Genomic DNA, 17542 nt, shown 5'->3' on the forward strand with positions numbered 1-17542 from the left:
GCACATGTCACACCAGAGTGTTGCCGCCGCACTGTCGGACACGGCGACGATGATCGACCGCAGTGTGCGACTCGCACGCCGCAACGCGGACACGCTGTTCGCAGCGATCCTGCTCCCGCTACTGATGATGGCGCTGTTCGTGTACGTGTTCGGCGGCGCCATCAGCACCGGCACGCAGTACGTGAACTACGTCGTCCCCGGCATCCTGTTGCTCACCACCGGGTACGGCGCCGCGTCGACTGCCATGGCGGTTGCGGACGACATGAGCACCGGCATGATCGACCGTCTGCGCTCACTGCCGATCCGCAGCGTCGCAGTGCTCACCGGCCACGTCGCAGCGAGCGTGGCGCGCAATGCGACGGCGACCGCGATCGTCGTACTGGCTGCACTCGCCATGGGTTTCCGGCCGAACGCCGGCGTCGGTGAATGGTTCGCTGCGATCGGACTGCTGCTTTTGTACGTCGTTGCGCTGTCATGGCTCGCCGCTGGACTCGGGGTGATCGCACGGTCGGTGGAGTCGGCCAGCACGTTGAGTTTCTTCATGCTGTTCCTGCCCTACCTCAGTAGCGCGTTCGTACCGCCGGACACGATGCCTGCCTGGTTGCGGCCGGTCAGTACACACCAGCCGATCACTCCGGTGATCGAAACGGTAAGAGGGTTTCTGACCGGCACACCGGTTGGAAACAACGGCATCCGTGCTCTCGTCTGGTGCTGTGGTCTACTCCTGTTCTCGGTCGTGCTCGCGACTTCGCTGTACCGGAAGCGGACCCGCCGTTGAGCGCACGAAACGCACCGCTCAGCGGACAGCCTTTGGAGAAGCAGCGAAATGGTTCGGACATGACCCTGCCGGATTGTTAATGTCCAAGTCCCCCCCAACGTGTGGAGGTCCCACTCCCCCCGGGACCCACACGGACAAGCGCCCCGGTCATCGACCGGGGCGCTTCGTTTTACCCAACCTTCACAGGCAGTCCGGTGAGACCGCGGGTGCGGATGGTGTCCCGCCAGCGCAGCTCCGGCCGCGGTACGGCGAGAGTGAGACCCGGTGCGTGGTCGAGTAGCGCGTCGATCGCAATCGCCACCTCCACCCGAGCGAGTGGTGCGCCGAGGCAGTAGTGGATGCCGTGTCCCAGTGCGAGCTGTCCACCGGCCGCCCGGGCGAGGTCGAACCGGTCCGCGTCCGGGAAGCGTTCGGCGTCCCGGTTGGCCGAGGCGAGCCCCAGCAGCACGGTCTCCCCTGCTGGGATGACCACCCCGCCGATCTCGAGGTCCTCGAGCGGGAAGCGGCGGATGGCGAGCGGCGCAGGACCGTCGTACCGCATCACCTCCTCGATCGCAGCCGGGAGCAGTGAGCGGTCTGCACGCACGCGCTCCCAGCGACTGCGGTCGTCCAGCAGCGTCAGAGTGGTGTTGCCGATCAGATGCACCACGTTCTCGTAGCCGGCGAACAGGATGAGGAAGATCAGCGACGTCAGCTCGTCGTCGCTCAGCCGGTCCTCCTGGTCGCGTGCTGCGATCAGGTCACTGACCAGGTCGTCTGCCGGCGCCGACCGCTTCGCCTCGATCAGTCCGGCGAAGAAGCGCAGCATCGCCCCGATTGCGGCGCGTGCCTCGTCCGGTCCGGGCGGTGTCAGCATGGTGTCGGTCCAGGACCGGAAGTCGGGTCGCGCCTCGACCGGTACGCCGAGCAGGTCGCAGATGACCGTGATCGGCAGCGGTGCGGCGTACTCCGGGATCAGGTCGGCCGCACCGCGCGCAGTGATCGGTTCCAGCAGGACATCCGCCGTACGACGGATCGGGTCGCGCAGTGCGTCGATCCGGCCGGCGGTGAACGCCTTGGTGACCAGTGTGCGGATCCGGGTGTGGTCAGGCGGGTCCATGTTGAGCAGGTTGGCGTCCAGTGCCGGTGGGAGGCTCAGACCCCGGTAGTTGCCGGGGAGTGCGTGGCGCTTGTCCACGGACAGCCGCGGGTCCGCGAGCGCGCGGCGGACGTCGTCGTACCGGGTGACGAGCCAGGACGGGCTCCCGTCCGGTCCGGCGATGCGGTGCACCGGTCCGGCGGTCCGGAGTGCGGCGTAGGCGGCGTACGGGTCGGCGGTGTCGATCACTGTTTCAAATTATCTGAGGGGTGGTGTCAATTTCCGGGGTGCTGATCCGACGTACCAGTAAGAGCAACCAGAGGAGAGGGTCAGGATGAACGCCACCACCACCATGATCATCACCATGCTGGCCGAGGGAAACCCGGTCTGGTACGTCGCAGCGATGGTGAACATGCGCAGTCACGACGTGTACGAGATCGGCCACGCCGCTGGCTACCCGGACAAGACCAAGCTGCGGTGCGCACTGCTGGCCGCACGACAGGCCGCTTAGGCTGCCTCTGTGGAGCCTGTGAGCGTTGTCGACTATCACACCGCTGGAGAGCCGTTCCGCATCGTCACTGATGGCGGTCCGGTGGTTCCAGGCTCCACAGTCGCGGAGCGGCGACTGACAGCGCAGTCCAGCGCGGCGATCGACGCCGTACGGCTGCTGCTGGTGAATGAGCCGCGTGGACACGCGGACATGTACGGGTGCTTCGTCGTACCGCCGGATGACGCAGGTGCTCATTTCGGGGTGCTGTTCTGGCACAAAGACGGCTACTCGACCGCATGTGGACACGGGACGATCGCCTTGGGCGTCTGGGCAGTCGAGAGCGGACTGGTACCCGCTGCGCGGGATGGCGTGACCGAGGTGGTGATCGACGTACCGTCTGGGCGAGTAGCGGCGCAGGTGACGTGTGCCGGCGGCAGAGTAGTCGGTGTTGCGTTCCAGAACGTGGAGTCGTTCGTGCTGGCTCGTGCGGTGCCGGTAGCGGGCGTCGTCGCGGACATCAGCTTCGGTGGCGCCTTCTACGCGTCGCTGCCAGCGTCGTCCGTCGGACTGACCGTCACACCGGACTGCTACGCCGAACTGATCAAGATCGGCCGCCAGATCAAGTGGGACCTGAACGATGTCGCCGTCCACCCGACCGACCCGCGCCTCAACGGCCTCTACGGCACCATCCTGTACGACGACCTGGGCCCACTGCACCAGCGCAACGTAGCCATCTTCGCCGACGGCCAAGCCGACCGCTCCCCCTGCGGCTCCGGCACCTCCGCCCGCCTCGCCCTCCTCCACGCCGACGGCCTGCTGCCACCCGGCGCTGCCCTACTGCACGAATCAATCGTCGGTACGACGTTCCGCGGCCGCGTGCTGTCCGAAACCCCCACCGGCATCCTCACCGAGGTCTCCGGCACCGCCCACCGCACCGGCACGGCCACCTTCACCCTCGACCCACACGACCCCCTCGGCACCGGATTCACCCTGCGCTAACGTCGGTCCCATGATCTTCATCACCGCGAAGTTCCGCGTGAAGCCCGAGCACGCCGAGGACTGGCCCGCCATCACCGCCGACTTCACCGCAGCCACCCGCGCCGAGCCCGGCTGCCTCTGGTACGACTGGTCCCGCTCCCTCGACGACGCCAACGAGTACGTCCTGGTCGAAGCCTTCGCCGACGACGAAGCCGCCACCGCCCACGTCACCTCAGACCACTTCAAAACCGCCCAGCGCGACCTCCCGCCCCACCTGGTCGAAACACCCCGCATCGTCAACTTCAAAGTGCCACAGAACGACTGGTCAGAACTAGGCGAACTCGCCGTCAAATAGATGTCGGTCGCAGGCACGCAGAGCTACGCCGGAGCCGACGTCCCGAACCTGGTCGCTGCCGCTGTGGAGCTGGCTGTCGAGCTCGGATTCAGTTCGTCTTGCCGCGTCGAGCAGGGGCAGTTGCTGATGGCGCTGGCCGCTGGAGCGAGCGGGGTGATCGGTGAGACCGGTACGGGGTGCGGAGTCGGCCTTGCCTGGTTGGTATCCGGTCGACGTCCCGGCGCACGCATTGTCAGCATCGAACGCGACGCAGAGCGAGCGGAGCGGGTCCGGCAACTCTTCCACGGTGTTGACGACGTGGAGATCGTGACCGGCGACTGGTCTGCCATCGTCGAGCACGCTCCCTTCGACCTGCTGGTGCTCGACGGCGGCGGAAGCCTCACCGACGGATCTGACGTGGACCCGTCACTCCTGCTGCACCCGGGAGGCACCGTGGTGAACGACGACTTCACTCCGATCACGCAGTGGCCGCCCGTCCACGCCGGCGCCGTCGACGCAGAACGCCTCGCCTGGCTGACTCACCCCGGGCTGCTCGCCGCTGAGCTCCGCCTGGCGCCGGACCTCTCCACCATCGTCGCTACTCGCCGGCCCTAGCCGCGGCTTGCTCGATGCGGTCGTAGTTGGCTTTCCACCAGGTGGCGTCGTGGTCGGGGAGGTTGGAGTTGCCGGGGAGCAGGCCGGTTGCGCCGTCCAGGCCCTCGCGGAGGATGTCGGCGTGGCCTGCGTGGCGGCTGGTTTCGGCGAGGACGTGGACGAGGATCGAGTGCAGGGTGACGTCTTGGCGGGACCACCATGGCACGTGGCCTGGGGCGTCGAGGGGTAGGGCGGCTACGGTCGCGTCGGCGTGTGCGCAGACCTGGTGGTAGCGGTCGACGATCTCGGCGCGGGATTCGGCTGAGGTGACCCAGCTGTCGGCGTTGGGCTCCGCGTCGTCGTCCCACCAGGGCAGGTGCTCGGGGAACGGGCGGCCGAAGGTGTCGCCGAGGTAGCGGGCCTCGACGATCGAGAGGTGTTTGACGAGGCCAAGCAGGTTGGTACCGGTCGGGGTCAGTGGGCGGCGGATCTGGTACTCCGTCAGCCCGTCGAGCTTCCAGACCAGTGCGCCACGCGCATCACGGAGGTACTCGTGCAGCATCGCCTTGGGATCAGTCACAGGTACACCTTCTACGATGAGGGCGACATCCCCTCGGTGGAGGTACCCCTTGGTTCGGCTGATTGTTGCCTCACTCAACACGCGTGGCATCCCGCTGCGCGGTTCGCGGCTCGGTGAGCGGTATGCCGCGATCGGTGGGGTGTTCGAAGCGTCCGAGGTCGACGTCGTGAACTTTCAGGAGGTGCTGACGTACTACCACCTCCGCCAGTTGAGGCGGGCGATGCCGGCGTACCGGTTTGCTGCATTCCGGAGGTCGCTGGCGGGCCCGGCGGGCGGACTGCTGACGTTGTCCCGTACGCCGATCGCCCGGACCGGGTACCGGCGTTTGCCGATGCCGGGCGCAGCGGATGCGGTTGGCCTGCCCAGACTGTCGCGGCTGAAGGCATCTCTGAAGGGAGTGTTGCTGACGAGCCTCTCGGGTGTCACTGTCGCCAACACTCACCTGCTGGCCAACTTCGACGGCGACTGGTCCGAGGCGAACCGCTACTACCGACTGCACCAAGGGCAACTCGCAGCACTCGGCCGGACTGTCGCAGCCATCCACGGTCCAGTGATCCTGTCCGGTGACTTCAACATCGCGCGGGACAGCAGCCTGTACGGCGACTTCATCCGCGACACCGGTCTGGTCGATGCGTTCGGGGCCGACTGTCCACCGACGTTCCACGCGTCGTACCTGCACTCGAACCAGACAGCGCACTGCATCGACTTCCTGCTGCTGTCCGATCCGTCGATCACCGTCGAGGCCGCGCAGCTCACGTTCACCGAGCAACTGCCGATGCCGGGCGGCCCTGACTACCTGACCGACCATCTCGGTCTGCAGGTCAGCCTGGTGCTCTAGCGGCTTCGGTCGTCGCCTCGGTCGCGGTTGAGCTTCGCCATCGTCTGGTGCGCGGCCGGCAGGATGTGGTGCTTGATCGCTTGGGCGGCCTTCTTCGGCATCGCTTCCAGCGCGCCTTCCCAGGCTTGCTTCGTCGCGATGAAGACCGGGTACTGACGCTTGCGCGCGACCATGTACTGGCTGAAGACCTCGCAGTCTCGCTCCGTGAAGCGGCTCTCCGCCCGGCCGTCCTTGATCGCCTCGGCCAGCGCGACCATCTTCGGCACGTCCTTCTTCCGGATCACGCCGCCCACCGTTCCGAAGGTGTGCAGCATCGTGCGCGGGTCGAGCGTCGTGAGCTCCTGCCCGAGCAGCGTCGCCTGCCGTGGCTCGAACAGCTCACTCCGCACCGGGAACTGCAACTGCCGGTGCGTCAGGTAGGACCGCTCCGACTCCGGCCGGTAGTCGATGTACGCGTTGATGGTCTCGATGGTGACCGGGAACGGCTGTTGCTTGAGAGACTCGGCATACGCACCGACCTTCGCAGCCTGGTCGCGTGGGATGAGCAGGTCGACGTCCGGCATCCGCTGGGCCGGGTCGTAGGCACCCGGCCGGTTGAAGTCGATCGACGCACCCCCATCGGTGTACGCCGAGACCGCCAGGCTCCCGACGACCGCGAACGGCACACGCTCGTTCTTCAGCCAGGTCTGGATCCGGTCCAGCTCGATGAGGAACTTCTCGCGGGTCTCCTGCGGGTCGACCGTCACCGGTCGGCCTCACCGAGCACATCCCACCAGTGCTGCGACGAGCTCCACCAGCCGTCCGGCGGCGGGCTCACTGCCAGCACCTGCGGCCGGACGTGCTGCTCCGGAGTACAGGCCGCGAAGGGCCCATTGGCACCGAACAACACACTCAGGTTGGGATCAAGGTGCTCACGAATCCACCCCGCCATTCCCCGCACCGGATCGAGCGCCGCAACCTCCCAGGTCCGCCACAGCGCCTCCAGCCGCAGCATGGCCTCGGCGTGATCCCACCAGGCAGCACACCACCGCTGCTCCCCCGACCGAGCGAACGTCAGCACGAAGAACCCATTCACCCAGGACTCCAGATCAGCGAACTGCGGCCGGAACTCAGCCGCCTGCACCGGCGGCTGCCACCCGGACCCCTGCAGCCCCTGCATGGCCATCCGAAGCGCCTTCACATCCTCAGCATCGAGGTCGCCGTCCACCGTCACACTCCCCCTGTCGACATGCCCACACCCTAAGCCGCCAACAGTCCAGGCCGACTACGGTCTCCGGATGGACGTTGACTGGAACGCCGAGGTAGTCGACCAGCTCGAGTCACACTGGCAGGAGCGCCTCCGGCCGCGTCTGGACGGGCTGACCGACGACGAGTACTTCTGGAAGCCGGTCCCGAACTGCTGGACCCTCAGCCGCCGCGGTGAGAGCACCGCCCCGATCTCCTTCGGCGCAGGCGAATTCACCATGGACTACGCCCAGCCCCCGCCCCAGCCGGAGCCGGTGACGACGATCGCCTGGCGGCTGGCGCACTTGTGCGTCGTCTTCGCGTCGACAGGCGGCCTCGGGCGCGCACCCGTCACCGAGTCGACCTACACGTACGCCGGTACGGCGCGGGAGGCGTTGCGCCAGCTCGACGCGGAGTACGACGACTGGATCACCGCCGTACGCGGTCTGGGCACAGCTGGACTCTCCCAGCCGCAGGGGCATCCACCTGCCTTCGCACACGCGCCGCTGGCGAAGAAGATGCTGTACACGAACGTCGAGGTCATCCACCACGGTGCCGAGATCTGTCTGCTCCGGGACCTCTACCTGCAGCAGGTGTGACTGCGCGCGCTACTCGCCCCAACACACAGCCGCGCCACGAGTACGCACTGTGGGGCTACCTCGGCTTTCTGCTGGCGTTCGCGGCAGCAAGGGCGCAAGACCTTCCCTTGACAACAATTATGAGGCTACTCATAATTGAGCGTAGTCGGAATTCCCTTCGCGGGAGCAGCCAAGGAAGGTCATCATGAGCAGCAGCCACGCACAGAACGGCATCATCACCTCGTACGCGAAGGCGCCGGCGCGCACTGTCCAGGCAGGCGGCGTCACCTACACCTACCGCGAGCTGGGACCGAAGGGTCAAACACCCCGACCTCGTCCGCAAGCTCGTCCTGACCGGCACCGGACCCCGGGGTGGCAAGGACATCGACAAGGTCGTCGCCACCACCTACTACGACATCCTGCGCGCGACCCTGACCCGGCAGGACCCGAAGGAATTCCTGTTCTTCAACCGCAACGCCACCGGCAAGCCCGCCGCCCGCGCCTTCGTGCAACGCCTGCAGGAGCGCACCACCGACCGCGACACGGACATCTCGGTGAAGGCGTTCCGCACGCAACTCAAGGCGATCCAGAAGTACGGCCGCTCCCCGACTCCGGCCACGGCGGCATCTTCCAGTACCACGACAAGTTCGCCCCGGTCGCCGTTGACTTCCTCTCCCGCTGACCGCCCAGCACCGCAACCGCACGTTCCCGACCAGGAAAAGAAGGGCACCACCATGAGTACGTCCGCGCAACTTGGCGTGCAGAAGCACCTCACCTCCTCGATTCCACTCTGGGTCCGCACCGACCAACCGCGCCGGACCGGCATGGACTACTGGAAGGGCCCGCACTCGAAGATCATCTCCGCCACCCCCGGCTTGGAGGAGTACCGGCAGATCCACCTGGCCGAGGAGAACCCGGGCCGGTGGCCGGTGACCGACGGAGTGGAGACCTCGATCCCCGTCGACCGCAAGATCGACGGCGTCGCGGAAGTCACCTTCCACTCGGCGCTCTCCCCCCTGCTAGGGCGCAAACAGACGCAGTTGGCCTACCAGGACGAGATCAACGTGTTCCGCCGTACTCTCCTCTACACCGGCCCGCCGAACTCGTCCCGCTGGTACGACGTCGCGGGCCCAGGAGAGACAGTCGGTGCCCGCGCCATGGTCTACCTCCGCCGCAGAGACGGGGCCGGCGCCGGCGAGTTCCGGAAGTTCATCAAGAACCAGCTCGTTCCCGCACTCGCCGACACCGGAGTGCTCAAGGAGCTTCGTACGCAGACGTTCCTGCCCTGGATCGAAAAGCTCTGGGACACCCCGAACGTCGCACACGACAACCCCCACGACCAGCAGTTCCACGCCTCCCTCGTCCTCGGGTTCACCGACGCCGGAACACGCGATGCCTTCTTCACCGGCAACGTGATCGAGGAACTGTCCAACCAGCTCGCACCGCTCGCCTCCGCGATCCATGCGTACGACGTCGACGCCGCCCTCACCTATGTCAAGAACGGCACCATCCTGCCGCACTACGAGCAATAGCCACATCGCGCATCCCTGACAGAAAGAGCGCCACCATGCCTTCCCTCAACGGAGCAGTTGTCCTGGTCACCGGGGCAAACGGCGAGGTCATCGCCAGGGAACTGACCGCCAAGGTCAAGGCCGCACCGAGCGGTCCCATCGAGGGGCTCTACCCGGAACTCCACGACACGAAGGCTCCGCTCGTCACCCGGGAAGAATGAGCGCGGCACCTTGGAGCCCACACGGCCCGAGCCCGCCCACCAGCGGACGGCAGCCATGCCCCTCGCCTCCCGGCGAATCGGACGGCGCGAGCGGAACAAACAAGACAAGCTCCAGCGCATCACTGCCGCCGCCCGAGAACTCTTCGCCGAGCACGGCGTCGACGAGGTCACCACCCAGGAGATCGCCGACAAGGCCGACATCGGCGCCGGCACACTCTTCCTCTACGCCAAGACCAAAGGCGAGCTCCTCCTGCTCGTGCAGAACTCCATCTATGCCGATGCGCTCGCCGAAGGCAGGACAGCGGCCGAGAGCATCGCCGACGTACTCGACGCGGTGATGGCGACCGTCCGCCCGGTCGTCGAATGCAACCGCCAACAGATCGACAACGGGCGGACCTACCTCAGAGAGCTCCTCTTCGGCGACCCCGAAGAACCCCACCACCGCAACGCACTCGGCCTGACCGTCCAGACCGAGAAGGCGATCGCCGACGTCCTCCAGCGGGACGACCGCATCACCTCCGACGACGCCGCGACGCTCGCGCACATCGTCTCCGCGGTCATGTTCATCAGCATGGCGGCGACGATCAACATCGCCAATCCGGTCGACGACGTCGTACAGGAGATCGAAGACCAGGTCCGGCTGCTGCTACCGCGATGACGCCGACGTACCGGCCGCACCGCTTCTTACGAGCTTGCGTTCGAGCGCGCTCAAACTTCTACGTTCGTTGCATGACGAATACAGAGCAAGATCCGACCGCCAGCCGCCGCGCTGTGCTCGCCAAGAGCGCGGCGGTGGGTGCCGCGGCCATCGGTACTGCGGTAGGTACGGCGGCACCGGCGTCGGCGCACTCCGACCGCTACGCCCGAGGTATGGCGGCCCTGCGCCGGATCGGCGGGGAGCGGGCCACCGAGGTGATCGAGTCGCTGCGCGACGTGGCCCCGGACCTCAGCCGTTACGTCGTCGAGTTCGCCTTCGGTGACATCTACGTTCGGCCGGGGTTGACTGCCCCGCAACGGCAACTGGTGACCATCGGCGCCCTGGCCGCCCAGGGCGACACCGCCCCCCAACTCAACTTCCACATCGACGCGGCCTTGCGGGTGGGGGTCAGCCCGGTCCAGATCATGGAGGCCTTGTTCCAGCTCGTCCCGTTCGTCGGCTTCGCCAGAGCACTCAACGCGGTGCGCGTCGCCAGAGAGGTGTTCACCCAGCGCGATATCACCTTCCAGCCGCCGGTACAGACCGATAGGCGTGACCGGTACGAGCGGGGCAAGGAGAAGCTCGTCGAGGTCGACGGCCAGCACGGCCTGGACGTGATCGAGTCGCTGCGTGACATCGCGCCGGACCTCGGCCGTTACATTGTCGAGTTCGCCTTCGGTGACGTCTACTACCGGCCGTGGCTGAGCATGCCGCAGCGTCAACTGGTGACCATCGGCGCGTTGACTGCCTTCGGTGACACCGCCCCTCAGCTCCGGGTGCACCTGGGCGCCGCACTGAACGTCGGACTGAGCCGGGCCCAGGTGATCGAGACCCTGATACACGTTGTGTCCTACGCCGGCTTCCCTCGCGTGCTGAACGCCGTAGCTGTGGCCAGGCAGGTGTTCGAAGAGCGGCCGGATCGACCTTGAGCGCCCGCACTTACAGTCGACCTATGAACGACACGCGCACGCGCACGCGCTCCATCGCGGAAACGGCGGACATGACGGGGCTGACCGCCCACACCTTGCGGTACTACGAACGGATCGGCCTGCTGGACCCGGTCGACCGCGGGCCGGACGGCAGGCGCCGCTTCCGGGAGGCCGATCTGGCGTGGCTGAGTTTCCTGACCCGTTTGCGCATTACCGCCATGCCCATTCGGCAGATGCGGAAGTTTGCCGACCTGCGCCGACTCGGCGAGGTGACCGTCCCGGCGCGGCTTGAACTGCTGTGTCGCCACCGGGAAACCGTTCGGAACCGGATCACCGAACTCACCGCCTGCCTGGCTTCACTGGACGCCAAGATCGACCACTACCGATCGGTGTCGACCTCTGGGTCCACTGAATCTGCAACGTCCTGATTCAGCGCGCATGACGAAGGCCCCCCGACCGGCATACCGCCTGGTCAGAGGGCCTTCCATGGTAGCGGGGGCAGGATTTGAACCTGCGACCTCTGGGTTATGAGCCCAGCGAGCTACCGAGCTGCTCCACCCCGCGCCGCTTTCTTACGTTCGTAAGTCTAGGGGATGGCCGGTGCGCAACCAAATCGGGGGTTCACTGCGCCAGGTAGCGCTGGGTGACCCACTGGGCGACGTGGACGCGCGACGGCATCCCGAGTTTGCGCATCACGTGCCGTACGTGGTTCGTTGCCGTCCACTCGGCGATGTTCAGCCGGTTCGCGATCTGCCGGTTGGTCAGTCCGTTCGCGACCAGTACGACGACCTCCCGTTCGCGCGCGGTGAGCGACGTACCGTGGAACACATCGGCCGGAGTGCGGTTCGAGTCTGTCCGTGTGGCTGCTTCGGTCCAGGCGGGTTGTTCGACCAATCCGGCGTCCTCGTCCAGCAAGGTCGGCAGTGGGAGCGTCTTGCCCGCGATGCAGGCGTTGTCGAAGGCAACTGTTCCCAGTCGTTGCCGCAGGTGCTGCAGCGCGCGGTCGACGTACGTCAGGATCTCCGCGCACGCGTAGCTGTGCGTCTCGGCCCGGATCGAGCCGGCGGCCGCGATCAAGCGAACGGCCGACAGATCTGTCGTCGGACTGCGATGGCCGGCGAGCACCAGGGCCAGCGACTCCAGGGCGAACGGCGTCCCTGGATGGGTCTCCATCTCGACCGCCTCCGACGCCACGGACCAGCAGATCTGTTCGGCCTTCTGCTGGTCACCGCGCCGGAAGGCCATCAGTCCGGCCAGCGCACGGACGCAGAGGGCGTTCCAGTCGTCGCCGTCTTCCTCCAGCAGCGGTAACGCGAAGCTGATCGCGTCATCGATCGCCGAGACATCGCCACGGCGCATCGAAATCATGGCCAGGTCGATGAGCACCAGAGCTGCTGCCCTCGGAGCCTCTACTGCGCGCCACAGCGACAGGCTCTGCTCGCACAACCTCCTGGCCGCCTGCAGATCGCCGCGGAGCCGGGCAAGGTTCCCCTGGCAGTTCAAGGCTGCTGCCTCGCCGGCAACCTCGCCGAGGTCGTGGAAGGCCGCAATCGCACGACGCTGGTAGTCCTCGGCGCAGCCGTACCTCCCGAGCGCAGTCGCCAGTACGCCGGCCGCGTGGAACGCGTCAGCGTTGAGCCTGCCATCCGTGGAGACCGAGCCGTCCCCCAGCGTCTCCTCCAGCATCTGCAGGCCTTCACTCCAGTGGCCCTGGCTGAACATGAACCGCCAGATCCCTGTCGCCAGCGCGAGTGCAGCAGCGGCGTCACCGCGGACACGCAGATGCTGGTACGCCGCTCTGGCGTCGCCCAGGTCTGCCGTCAGCCGGCGAACATACGCAGCGAGTCGTCCGCCATAGAGATCCCGTCCCGCATCGGCGACCAGCCGCAGGACGTATTCCGCATGCCGGTCGCGCACCTCTTGCTCGTCATCGGCGCCCCGGAGCCGCTCGACGCAGAACGCCCTGGTTGTGTGCAACTGATCGAACCGCGGCTCACCATCAGCACCGACCGACGAGGTCAGCATCCCCTTGTCCAGCAGAGCTTCCAGCAACTCGTCGCCGCGAGCCTGAGTCACCTGTACGACGTCCGCCGCGGCCGCCGCGGTGAACTCGCCCGCAAAGACGCCCAGCCTGATCAGTAGGTGGCGCTCCTCCTCGGTCAGCAACTGGTAGCCCCAGAGGATCGCTGCCCGCATGGACTGCTGGCGACGCGGTACGTCGGTCAGTTCGAGGCGCAGGATGTCGATTCCGTCATGCAGTCTGGCCAGCAGAGCAGGTGGACCGAACAGCCGGAGCTTCGTGGCAGCGAGTTCGATGGCCAGTGGCAGTCCGTCGACGAGTCGACAGATCTCCACCACGTCGCCCACGTTGTCGTCAGTCAGGGCGAAGTCCGGTGCGACGGCCCGGGCTCGCTGCACGAAGAGTGCGATTGAGGGGATCGCCGCAATCTCCGCCAGCGGGGCGCGCAAGGAGTGCACCAGTGGCAGCGGCCGGACCGGGTACAGCCGCTCACCGTAGATCTGCAGCGGCTGACGACTCGTGGTCAGCACCCGCAGACCGCGGCAGTGCGACAGCAGGCTGGCCAGCAGATCGGCAACACCATCCGCCACGTGCTCGCAGTTGTCGAGCACCAACAGCAGTTCACGATCCCGCAAGCCGTCATGGAGGTTGGAGCTACTGCCGAACACGGCCCGGCAGGCAGCCGTGACCGCACCGGTGACTTGGCTCGCCTCGGACAGTGATGCGAGCTCGACAGGCCAGGCGCCGTCCCGGAAGCCGGCCCGCACATCGCCGACCACCGCCTGAGCCAGCCGGGTCTTGCCGGTACCGCCCGGCCCGGTCAGGGTCACCAGCTGCGCCGCGCCCTGGACGATCTGCCGCAGTGCGGCGCGGTCGTCGTCACGGCCGACCAGCTGGTTGGCCGGGTGCACACCGGCCGCCCAGGCGGCAGCCGCCGGGCCGATCCGCTCCGAGGAACCACGGCCGACGGTCTGCGGGTCGCCTGGTAGTCCCAAGCCTGCTATGTCACGTTGCCTGGCCACCGGTGCCTCCTAGTCCGAACCCCCGTGCCGGGAAACTCCAACGACCGTTTCATCACACTCGGTGAGGCTAACCCCACGCTCGGTGTGTTGACGAAGTGGACAACCCCCTCTCCAGCAGGCCGTTTTAGGTCATTTCGCCGCGTAGCCGCCGTCGACCAACAGGTCTGTACCAGTGACGAACGAGGCGTCGTCGGACAGCAGGAACAGCACAGCAGCAGCGACCTCCCGCGGTACCGCCATCCGGCGCATCGGCGTCGCCGCCACGAAGTCGGCCACGAACTGCGCCGGCAGGTCCACCGTCATCGGTGTTTCGACCAGGCCGGGTGAGACGGCGTTCACCCGGATCCCCGCGGCCGCGAGCTCGACAGCCGCGGCGCGGGTCATCGCGGCCACAGCGCCCTTGGCCCCGTGATACGCGAACGCAGCGCCGGAGCCGACCAGACCGAACACCGAGGACACGTTGACGATCGAGCCGCCCCCGGCCAGGTGCATGCACGGTACGACGGTCTGCATTCCGAGCCAGGTACCGCGCTGGCTGACATCGACGACCCGATCCCATTCGTCAGCTGTGACACCGGCGAGGCCATGACTCCCGAGGACACCGGCGTTGTTCACCAGCAGCGTGGGATAGCCGAAACACCGACGGGCAGTCCTGGTGAGCATCGACCACTCGCCGGGGTCGGTGACGTCTGCCTTGGCTGCCACGACCCGGCCGGGGAGCCCGGCCGCCTCGATCTCCGCGGCTGCCGCCTCGCACCGACCACCGTCGACGTCAGCAAGCACCACTCCGGCTCCAGCCGCGGCCAAACCCGCAGCCACCGCACGGCCGATGCCGCTGGCCGCACCGGTGACCAGAGCGCTGCGGCCGGCCAGCCCTGCGCCCGCCGTCACGCTGGGGCCTCGTCTGGCAGCCAGGCCAGCGCTACGGCGTACCCGGCGGCATGGCTGAGCGACACCCGCGGCACCACGAGTTTCGCTTGCCGACACCACCGCTCGATCGCACCGGCCAGCGATACCACCGGCGCCGAGGGCGGCGTACGGAGAATCTCGATGCCCTGCCAGGGCACCGGCCCGGGCCATTGCAGTGCTTCGGCGACTGCGTGCTTCGCTGCCACCCGCGCGGCCAGGTGCTCGCCGGCGCGGGCGAACCCTGCGCAGTAGGCCAGCTCTGCGGGGCTCAGGAATTGATGCCACGCATAAGCATCGGTGGGTACCTGGAGGACATAGACAGCTGACATCATTGCCACGGCGTCAATACGACGGATGCGTACGTACCGCCCCAGTTGGCCGCCGTGACCAGTGCGGCACGTCCGGCGGGATCGTGGTCCGAGCTGACATACGGCTCCAGCCCCGGCAACGGGTCTCGCAGTCCCACGATCGGTGGGACCCAGCTGGTGCTCACACTCTCAGCCGCGGCGAGTACTGACATCAACGCAGTAGTGGCGTGGATGTGACCCACCTGGCCGGAGAGGTTCGCCAGTCGAGTCGAACCGGCCGGGAACACGGCAGCCACGGCCCGGGACTCCGCCAGGTCGATCGCGGCGGTTCCCCGGGCGTCGCCGTACACGACTCCGACATCGGACGGCGTCAGTCCCGCGGCGTCCAGCGCGTTGCGGTGACACCGCGCCCAGGCTTCCCCGGATGCGTCGTTACCCGCCACCCGATAGGCGTCCCCGGTACTGGCGTGCCCGCGGACCTCGGCGAGGATCGTCGCCCCGCGCTGTTGCGCGTGCTCCAACGACTCGAGTACCAGAGCGACCGAGCCGGCACCGATTGCGCAGCCGCTGGATTCGCGGTCGTAGGGACGCACGGCATCCGAGGCGAGGATGCCGAGGTGGTCGTAGCCGAGGTGGAGCAGCCCGGTCAGCTCGTCTGCGCTCACCGCGGCCATCACCTCGGCCTCACCTCGCCGGATCAGGTCTGACGCATAGCCGAGACCAGCAACGCCAGAGGCGCATCCGATGGCCAGTGTGGACAGCGGACCCTTGATCTGCAGCGAAAGGCACGCGTGACCGGGCGCCGCATTCATGACCGAGTTCGGGAACAGCCGTGGGTTGACCCGGTGCGGCCCCTCCGTACCGATCGTCTCGGTCAGCTGCGCCACCGTTTCCAGCGGGCCGGTGCACGTGCCGAACACCATCCCGACCTCGGTCGCGTTCTGCCGGGTGATTTGGTACGCCGCGTCGGAGAAGGCGTCCCGCGTCGCAGCCAGCACCAGCGCGCCGAGCTGGTCGAGCCGACGGGCGTACGCGGGATTGATCCAGCGCCGGTAGCCCTGGTCGGAGATCTCCGCCGCTAGCCGGTTTGCGGACTGGCTGGTGTCGATCCGGGTCGCCGGAGCGATCCCGACCGTGCCTGTCCGCAGACCGGTGATCAGGCCCTCACGTCCCAGACCTACCGAAGAAACGACGCCGGCACCGGTGATCACCACCCGGCGGTCCGGCCGCTGCGGTCCTGACTTGAGGGTCCGGCCGAGTACCAGCGAGCAGTTGTTCCCACCGAACGCGAACGAGTTCGAGACCACCACACCGATGTCGGCCGGACGCGATGCGTTCGCCACGATGTCGTACGGCGGGCTGTCGGCCGAGGTGTCGACGTTCACTGTGGGCGGCAGGATCTGTTCGCGCATTGCCAGTGCACAGACCGCAGCCTCCACTGCCCCCGCGGCGCCGAGCGTGTGGCCGACCTGCGACTTGGTGCTGCTCATCGGCGGCACCTTCTCGCCACCGAACAGCGCGGTCACTGCCTTGGGCTCGGAGCTGTCGTTCGCCGGGGTGCCGGTGCCGTGGCCGTTCACGTAGTCGACGTCCGCCGGGGTGTACCCGGCCTGCTCCAGCGCGCGTCGCATCGATCGCAACGCTCCGCCGCCCACTGGATCCGGAGCAGTCGCATGGTGCGCGTCACTGCTCAGCGCATAGCCCAGTACGTAACCCAGCACCCGCGCACCACGTGCTTGAGCCACCTGCGCGGACTCGAGCACCAGGAAGGCGGCGCCCTCCCCGATGTTGAGACCGCTGCTGCGTGAGTACGGCGCGCACGGCTGATCGTCGAGCGCCTTCAGACTGTCGAACCCAGCCAGCGAGAGCATGTCGAGCACGTCCACGCCACCGGCCAGCATCACATCGGCCCGGCCTTCCCGGATCGCGTCCAACGCCCAGCCGATCGAGTTCGCGCCGGCCGCACAGGCGTTGGAGATCACCACCTTCGGACCCTTCAGTCCGAAGGCCGCGCTGACCGCATCGGTCGACGTGTACAGCGGATACACCAGCAGGTGCGACTTCGAGGCGCCGGCGACGCCGTCCCGGAGCAGTTGCCAGTGGTACTGCTCACCGGCGTCGAGGCCGCCGACCGACGTACCCATCGCGATCCCGACCCGGTACGGATCGAACGCCGCGATGTCCAGCTTGGCGTCCTCGATCGCCTCGGCCGCGGTACTCAACGCCAGGCGGATCGCACGATCGGTCCGGCCCCGGCCCTTGACCGGTGGGACCGGGACCTCCGCGACCTCGCCGGAGTACTGGCAGCTCAGCGGCGAGGTGTCCAGCCGCTGGGTCCGGCCGATTCCGCTCGCCGCGTCGCGTACGCCGGCCCAGACCGACTCAGCCCCGGTCCCCAGCGCGCAGGTCATCCCAATGCCGGTAATGGCTACACCTGTGGCGTTCATGTGCTC

20 protein-coding genes and 1 tRNA gene are annotated in these 17542 nt (G+C 67.4%); 12 read left to right on the forward strand and 9 right to left on the reverse strand.

Going from position 1 to position 17542, the window contains the following annotated elements; all coding sequences use genetic code 11:
* The first annotated feature begins 4 nt into the window (after positions 1–4).
* Positions 5–778 (forward strand): ABC transporter permease, encoded by a 774-nt coding sequence (locus tag ACFCV3_RS26865; RefSeq protein ID WP_376034334.1) that lies wholly within the window; start codon positions 5–7, stop codon positions 776–778.
* Positions 779–947: 169 nt separating this feature from the next.
* Here the strand turns inward: ACFCV3_RS26865 and ACFCV3_RS26870 are convergent, their stop codons facing one another.
* Entirely contained in the window at positions 948–2105 is a 1158-nt protein-coding gene (locus ACFCV3_RS26870) for a cytochrome P450 (protein ID WP_376034336.1), read from the reverse strand.
* 85 nt (positions 2106–2190) lie between these two features.
* On the opposite strand from ACFCV3_RS26870, the gene ACFCV3_RS26875 reads away from it, so the two are divergent.
* From ACFCV3_RS26875 to ACFCV3_RS26890, 4 genes are read left to right on the forward strand one after another with little or no spacing between them, the layout of a single operon-like run.
* Positions 2191–2367 (forward strand): hypothetical protein, encoded by a 177-nt coding sequence (locus ACFCV3_RS26875; RefSeq protein ID WP_376034338.1) that lies wholly within the window; start codon positions 2191–2193, stop codon positions 2365–2367.
* A 9-nt stretch (positions 2368–2376) separates the two neighbouring features.
* Positions 2377–3345, forward strand: coding sequence for a proline racemase family protein (locus tag ACFCV3_RS26880; RefSeq protein WP_376034340.1), 969 nt, complete (start codon positions 2377–2379; stop codon positions 3343–3345).
* 10 nt (positions 3346–3355) lie between these two features.
* Positions 3356–3679, forward strand: a complete 324-nt coding sequence (locus ACFCV3_RS26885) for a putative quinol monooxygenase (RefSeq protein ID WP_376034342.1) — start codon at positions 3356–3358, stop codon at positions 3677–3679.
* Complete coding sequence (locus tag ACFCV3_RS26890; protein ID WP_376034344.1) at positions 3680–4273, forward strand: O-methyltransferase; 594 nt, start codon at positions 3680–3682, stop codon at positions 4271–4273.
* On the opposite strand, the gene ACFCV3_RS26895 is transcribed toward ACFCV3_RS26890, so the two are convergent.
* The gene (locus tag ACFCV3_RS26895) at positions 4257–4832 is read right to left on the reverse strand and encodes a DinB family protein (protein ID WP_376034346.1); all 576 of its coding nucleotides are present in this window, start codon (positions 4830–4832) and stop codon (positions 4257–4259) included. The genes ACFCV3_RS26890 and ACFCV3_RS26895 overlap by 17 nt on opposite strands.
* 49 nt (positions 4833–4881) lie before the next feature.
* On the opposite strand from ACFCV3_RS26895, the gene ACFCV3_RS26900 reads away from it, so the two are divergent.
* Positions 4882–5670 carry an endonuclease/exonuclease/phosphatase family protein gene (locus tag ACFCV3_RS26900; RefSeq protein ID WP_376034348.1) on the forward strand — a complete coding sequence of 263 codons (789 nt, stop codon included), beginning with the start codon at positions 4882–4884 and terminating at the stop codon, positions 5668–5670.
* Here ACFCV3_RS26900 and ACFCV3_RS26905 read toward each other — a convergent pair.
* The gene (locus ACFCV3_RS26905; RefSeq protein WP_376034350.1) at positions 5667–6416 is read right to left on the reverse strand and encodes a hypothetical protein; all 750 of its coding nucleotides are present in this window, start codon (positions 6414–6416) and stop codon (positions 5667–5669) included. The two genes, ACFCV3_RS26900 and ACFCV3_RS26905, sit on opposite strands and share 4 nt — an antisense overlap.
* Positions 6413–6877: a DUF4913 domain-containing protein gene (locus tag ACFCV3_RS26910; RefSeq protein WP_376034352.1), complete on the reverse strand. Its 465-nt coding sequence runs from the start codon at positions 6875–6877 to the stop codon at positions 6413–6415. Before ACFCV3_RS26910 ends, ACFCV3_RS26905 begins: the two co-directional genes overlap by 4 nt.
* Before the next feature lie 70 nt (positions 6878–6947).
* Between ACFCV3_RS26910 and ACFCV3_RS26915 the strand changes: the two genes are divergently transcribed.
* The 6 genes from ACFCV3_RS26915 to ACFCV3_RS26940 all read left to right on the forward strand — a co-directional run bounded on the left by ACFCV3_RS26915 (position 6948) and on the right by ACFCV3_RS26940 (position 11258).
* Positions 6948–7493 (forward strand): DinB family protein, encoded by a 546-nt coding sequence (locus ACFCV3_RS26915; protein ID WP_376034354.1) that lies wholly within the window; start codon positions 6948–6950, stop codon positions 7491–7493.
* 713 nt (positions 7494–8206) lie between these two features.
* Positions 8207–9004, forward strand: coding sequence for a hypothetical protein (locus ACFCV3_RS26920; protein WP_376034355.1), 798 nt, complete (start codon positions 8207–8209; stop codon positions 9002–9004).
* 35 nt (positions 9005–9039) lie between these two features.
* Entirely contained in the window at positions 9040–9204 is a 165-nt protein-coding gene (locus tag ACFCV3_RS26925) for a hypothetical protein (RefSeq protein WP_376034357.1), read from the forward strand.
* Between the two features lie 55 nt (positions 9205–9259).
* Entirely contained in the window at positions 9260–9862 is a 603-nt protein-coding gene (locus ACFCV3_RS26930; RefSeq protein WP_376034359.1) for a TetR/AcrR family transcriptional regulator, read from the forward strand.
* Between the two features lie 71 nt (positions 9863–9933).
* Positions 9934–10830, forward strand: coding sequence for a carboxymuconolactone decarboxylase family protein (locus tag ACFCV3_RS26935; protein WP_376034361.1), 897 nt, complete (start codon positions 9934–9936; stop codon positions 10828–10830).
* 23 nt (positions 10831–10853) lie between these two features.
* The gene (locus ACFCV3_RS26940; protein WP_376034362.1) at positions 10854–11258 is read left to right on the forward strand and encodes a MerR family transcriptional regulator; all 405 of its coding nucleotides are present in this window, start codon (positions 10854–10856) and stop codon (positions 11256–11258) included.
* A 59-nt stretch (positions 11259–11317) separates the two neighbouring features.
* Here ACFCV3_RS26940 and ACFCV3_RS26945 read toward each other — a convergent pair.
* The 5 genes from ACFCV3_RS26945 to ACFCV3_RS26965 form a co-directional block, all read right to left on the reverse strand.
* Positions 11318–11394 (reverse strand) — tRNA-Met (locus ACFCV3_RS26945).
* 57 nt (positions 11395–11451) lie between these two features.
* Positions 11452–13872, reverse strand: coding sequence for a LuxR C-terminal-related transcriptional regulator (locus ACFCV3_RS26950; protein WP_376034364.1), 2421 nt, complete (start codon positions 13870–13872; stop codon positions 11452–11454).
* A gap of 129 nt (positions 13873–14001) precedes the next feature.
* Complete coding sequence (locus tag ACFCV3_RS26955; RefSeq protein WP_376034366.1) at positions 14002–14763, reverse strand: SDR family NAD(P)-dependent oxidoreductase; 762 nt, start codon at positions 14761–14763, stop codon at positions 14002–14004.
* Positions 14760–15110 carry a holo-ACP synthase gene (locus ACFCV3_RS26960; RefSeq protein ID WP_376034368.1) on the reverse strand — a complete coding sequence of 117 codons (351 nt, stop codon included), beginning with the start codon at positions 15108–15110 and terminating at the stop codon, positions 14760–14762. The genes ACFCV3_RS26955 and ACFCV3_RS26960 overlap by 4 nt, the downstream gene beginning before the upstream one ends.
* On the reverse strand, positions 15110–17536 hold the full coding sequence (locus ACFCV3_RS26965; RefSeq protein ID WP_376034370.1) for a beta-ketoacyl-[acyl-carrier-protein] synthase family protein: 2427 nt from the start codon (positions 17534–17536) through the stop codon (positions 15110–15112). The genes ACFCV3_RS26960 and ACFCV3_RS26965 overlap by 1 nt, the downstream gene beginning before the upstream one ends.
* Positions 17537–17542 lie beyond the last annotated feature (6 nt).

The organism is Kribbella sp. NPDC056345 (assembly GCF_042262745.1).
Taxonomy (GTDB): domain Bacteria; phylum Actinomycetota; class Actinomycetes; order Propionibacteriales; family Kribbellaceae; genus Kribbella.

What these genes read in the sequence shown, in the direction of transcription:
- ACFCV3_RS26925 (WP_376034357.1), top strand. Translation starts at nt 9,040, where the DNA reads ATGCCTTCCCTCAACGGAGCAGTTGTCCTGGTCACCGGGGCAAACGGC.
- ACFCV3_RS26885 (WP_376034342.1), top strand. Translation starts at nt 3,356, where the DNA reads ATGATCTTCATCACCGCGAAGTTCCGCGTGAAGCCCGAGCACGCCGAG.
- ACFCV3_RS26865 (WP_376034334.1), top strand. Translation starts at nt 5, where the DNA reads ATGTCACACCAGAGTGTTGCCGCCGCACTGTCGGACACGGCGACGATG.
- ACFCV3_RS26940 (WP_376034362.1), top strand. Translation starts at nt 10,854, where the DNA reads ATGAACGACACGCGCACGCGCACGCGCTCCATCGCGGAAACGGCGGAC.
- ACFCV3_RS26960 (WP_376034368.1), bottom strand. Translation starts at nt 15,110, where the DNA reads ATGTCAGCTGTCTATGTCCTCCAGGTACCCACCGATGCTTATGCGTGG.
- ACFCV3_RS26890 (WP_376034344.1), top strand. Translation starts at nt 3,680, where the DNA reads ATGTCGGTCGCAGGCACGCAGAGCTACGCCGGAGCCGACGTCCCGAAC.
- ACFCV3_RS26875 (WP_376034338.1), top strand. Translation starts at nt 2,191, where the DNA reads ATGAACGCCACCACCACCATGATCATCACCATGCTGGCCGAGGGAAAC.
- ACFCV3_RS26920 (WP_376034355.1), top strand. Translation starts at nt 8,207, where the DNA reads ATGAGTACGTCCGCGCAACTTGGCGTGCAGAAGCACCTCACCTCCTCG.
- ACFCV3_RS26935 (WP_376034361.1), top strand. Translation starts at nt 9,934, where the DNA reads ATGACGAATACAGAGCAAGATCCGACCGCCAGCCGCCGCGCTGTGCTC.
- ACFCV3_RS26965 (WP_376034370.1), bottom strand. Translation starts at nt 17,536, where the DNA reads ATGAACGCCACAGGTGTAGCCATTACCGGCATTGGGATGACCTGCGCG.
- ACFCV3_RS26930 (WP_376034359.1), top strand. Translation starts at nt 9,260, where the DNA reads ATGCCCCTCGCCTCCCGGCGAATCGGACGGCGCGAGCGGAACAAACAA.
- ACFCV3_RS26915 (WP_376034354.1), top strand. Translation starts at nt 6,948, where the DNA reads ATGGACGTTGACTGGAACGCCGAGGTAGTCGACCAGCTCGAGTCACAC.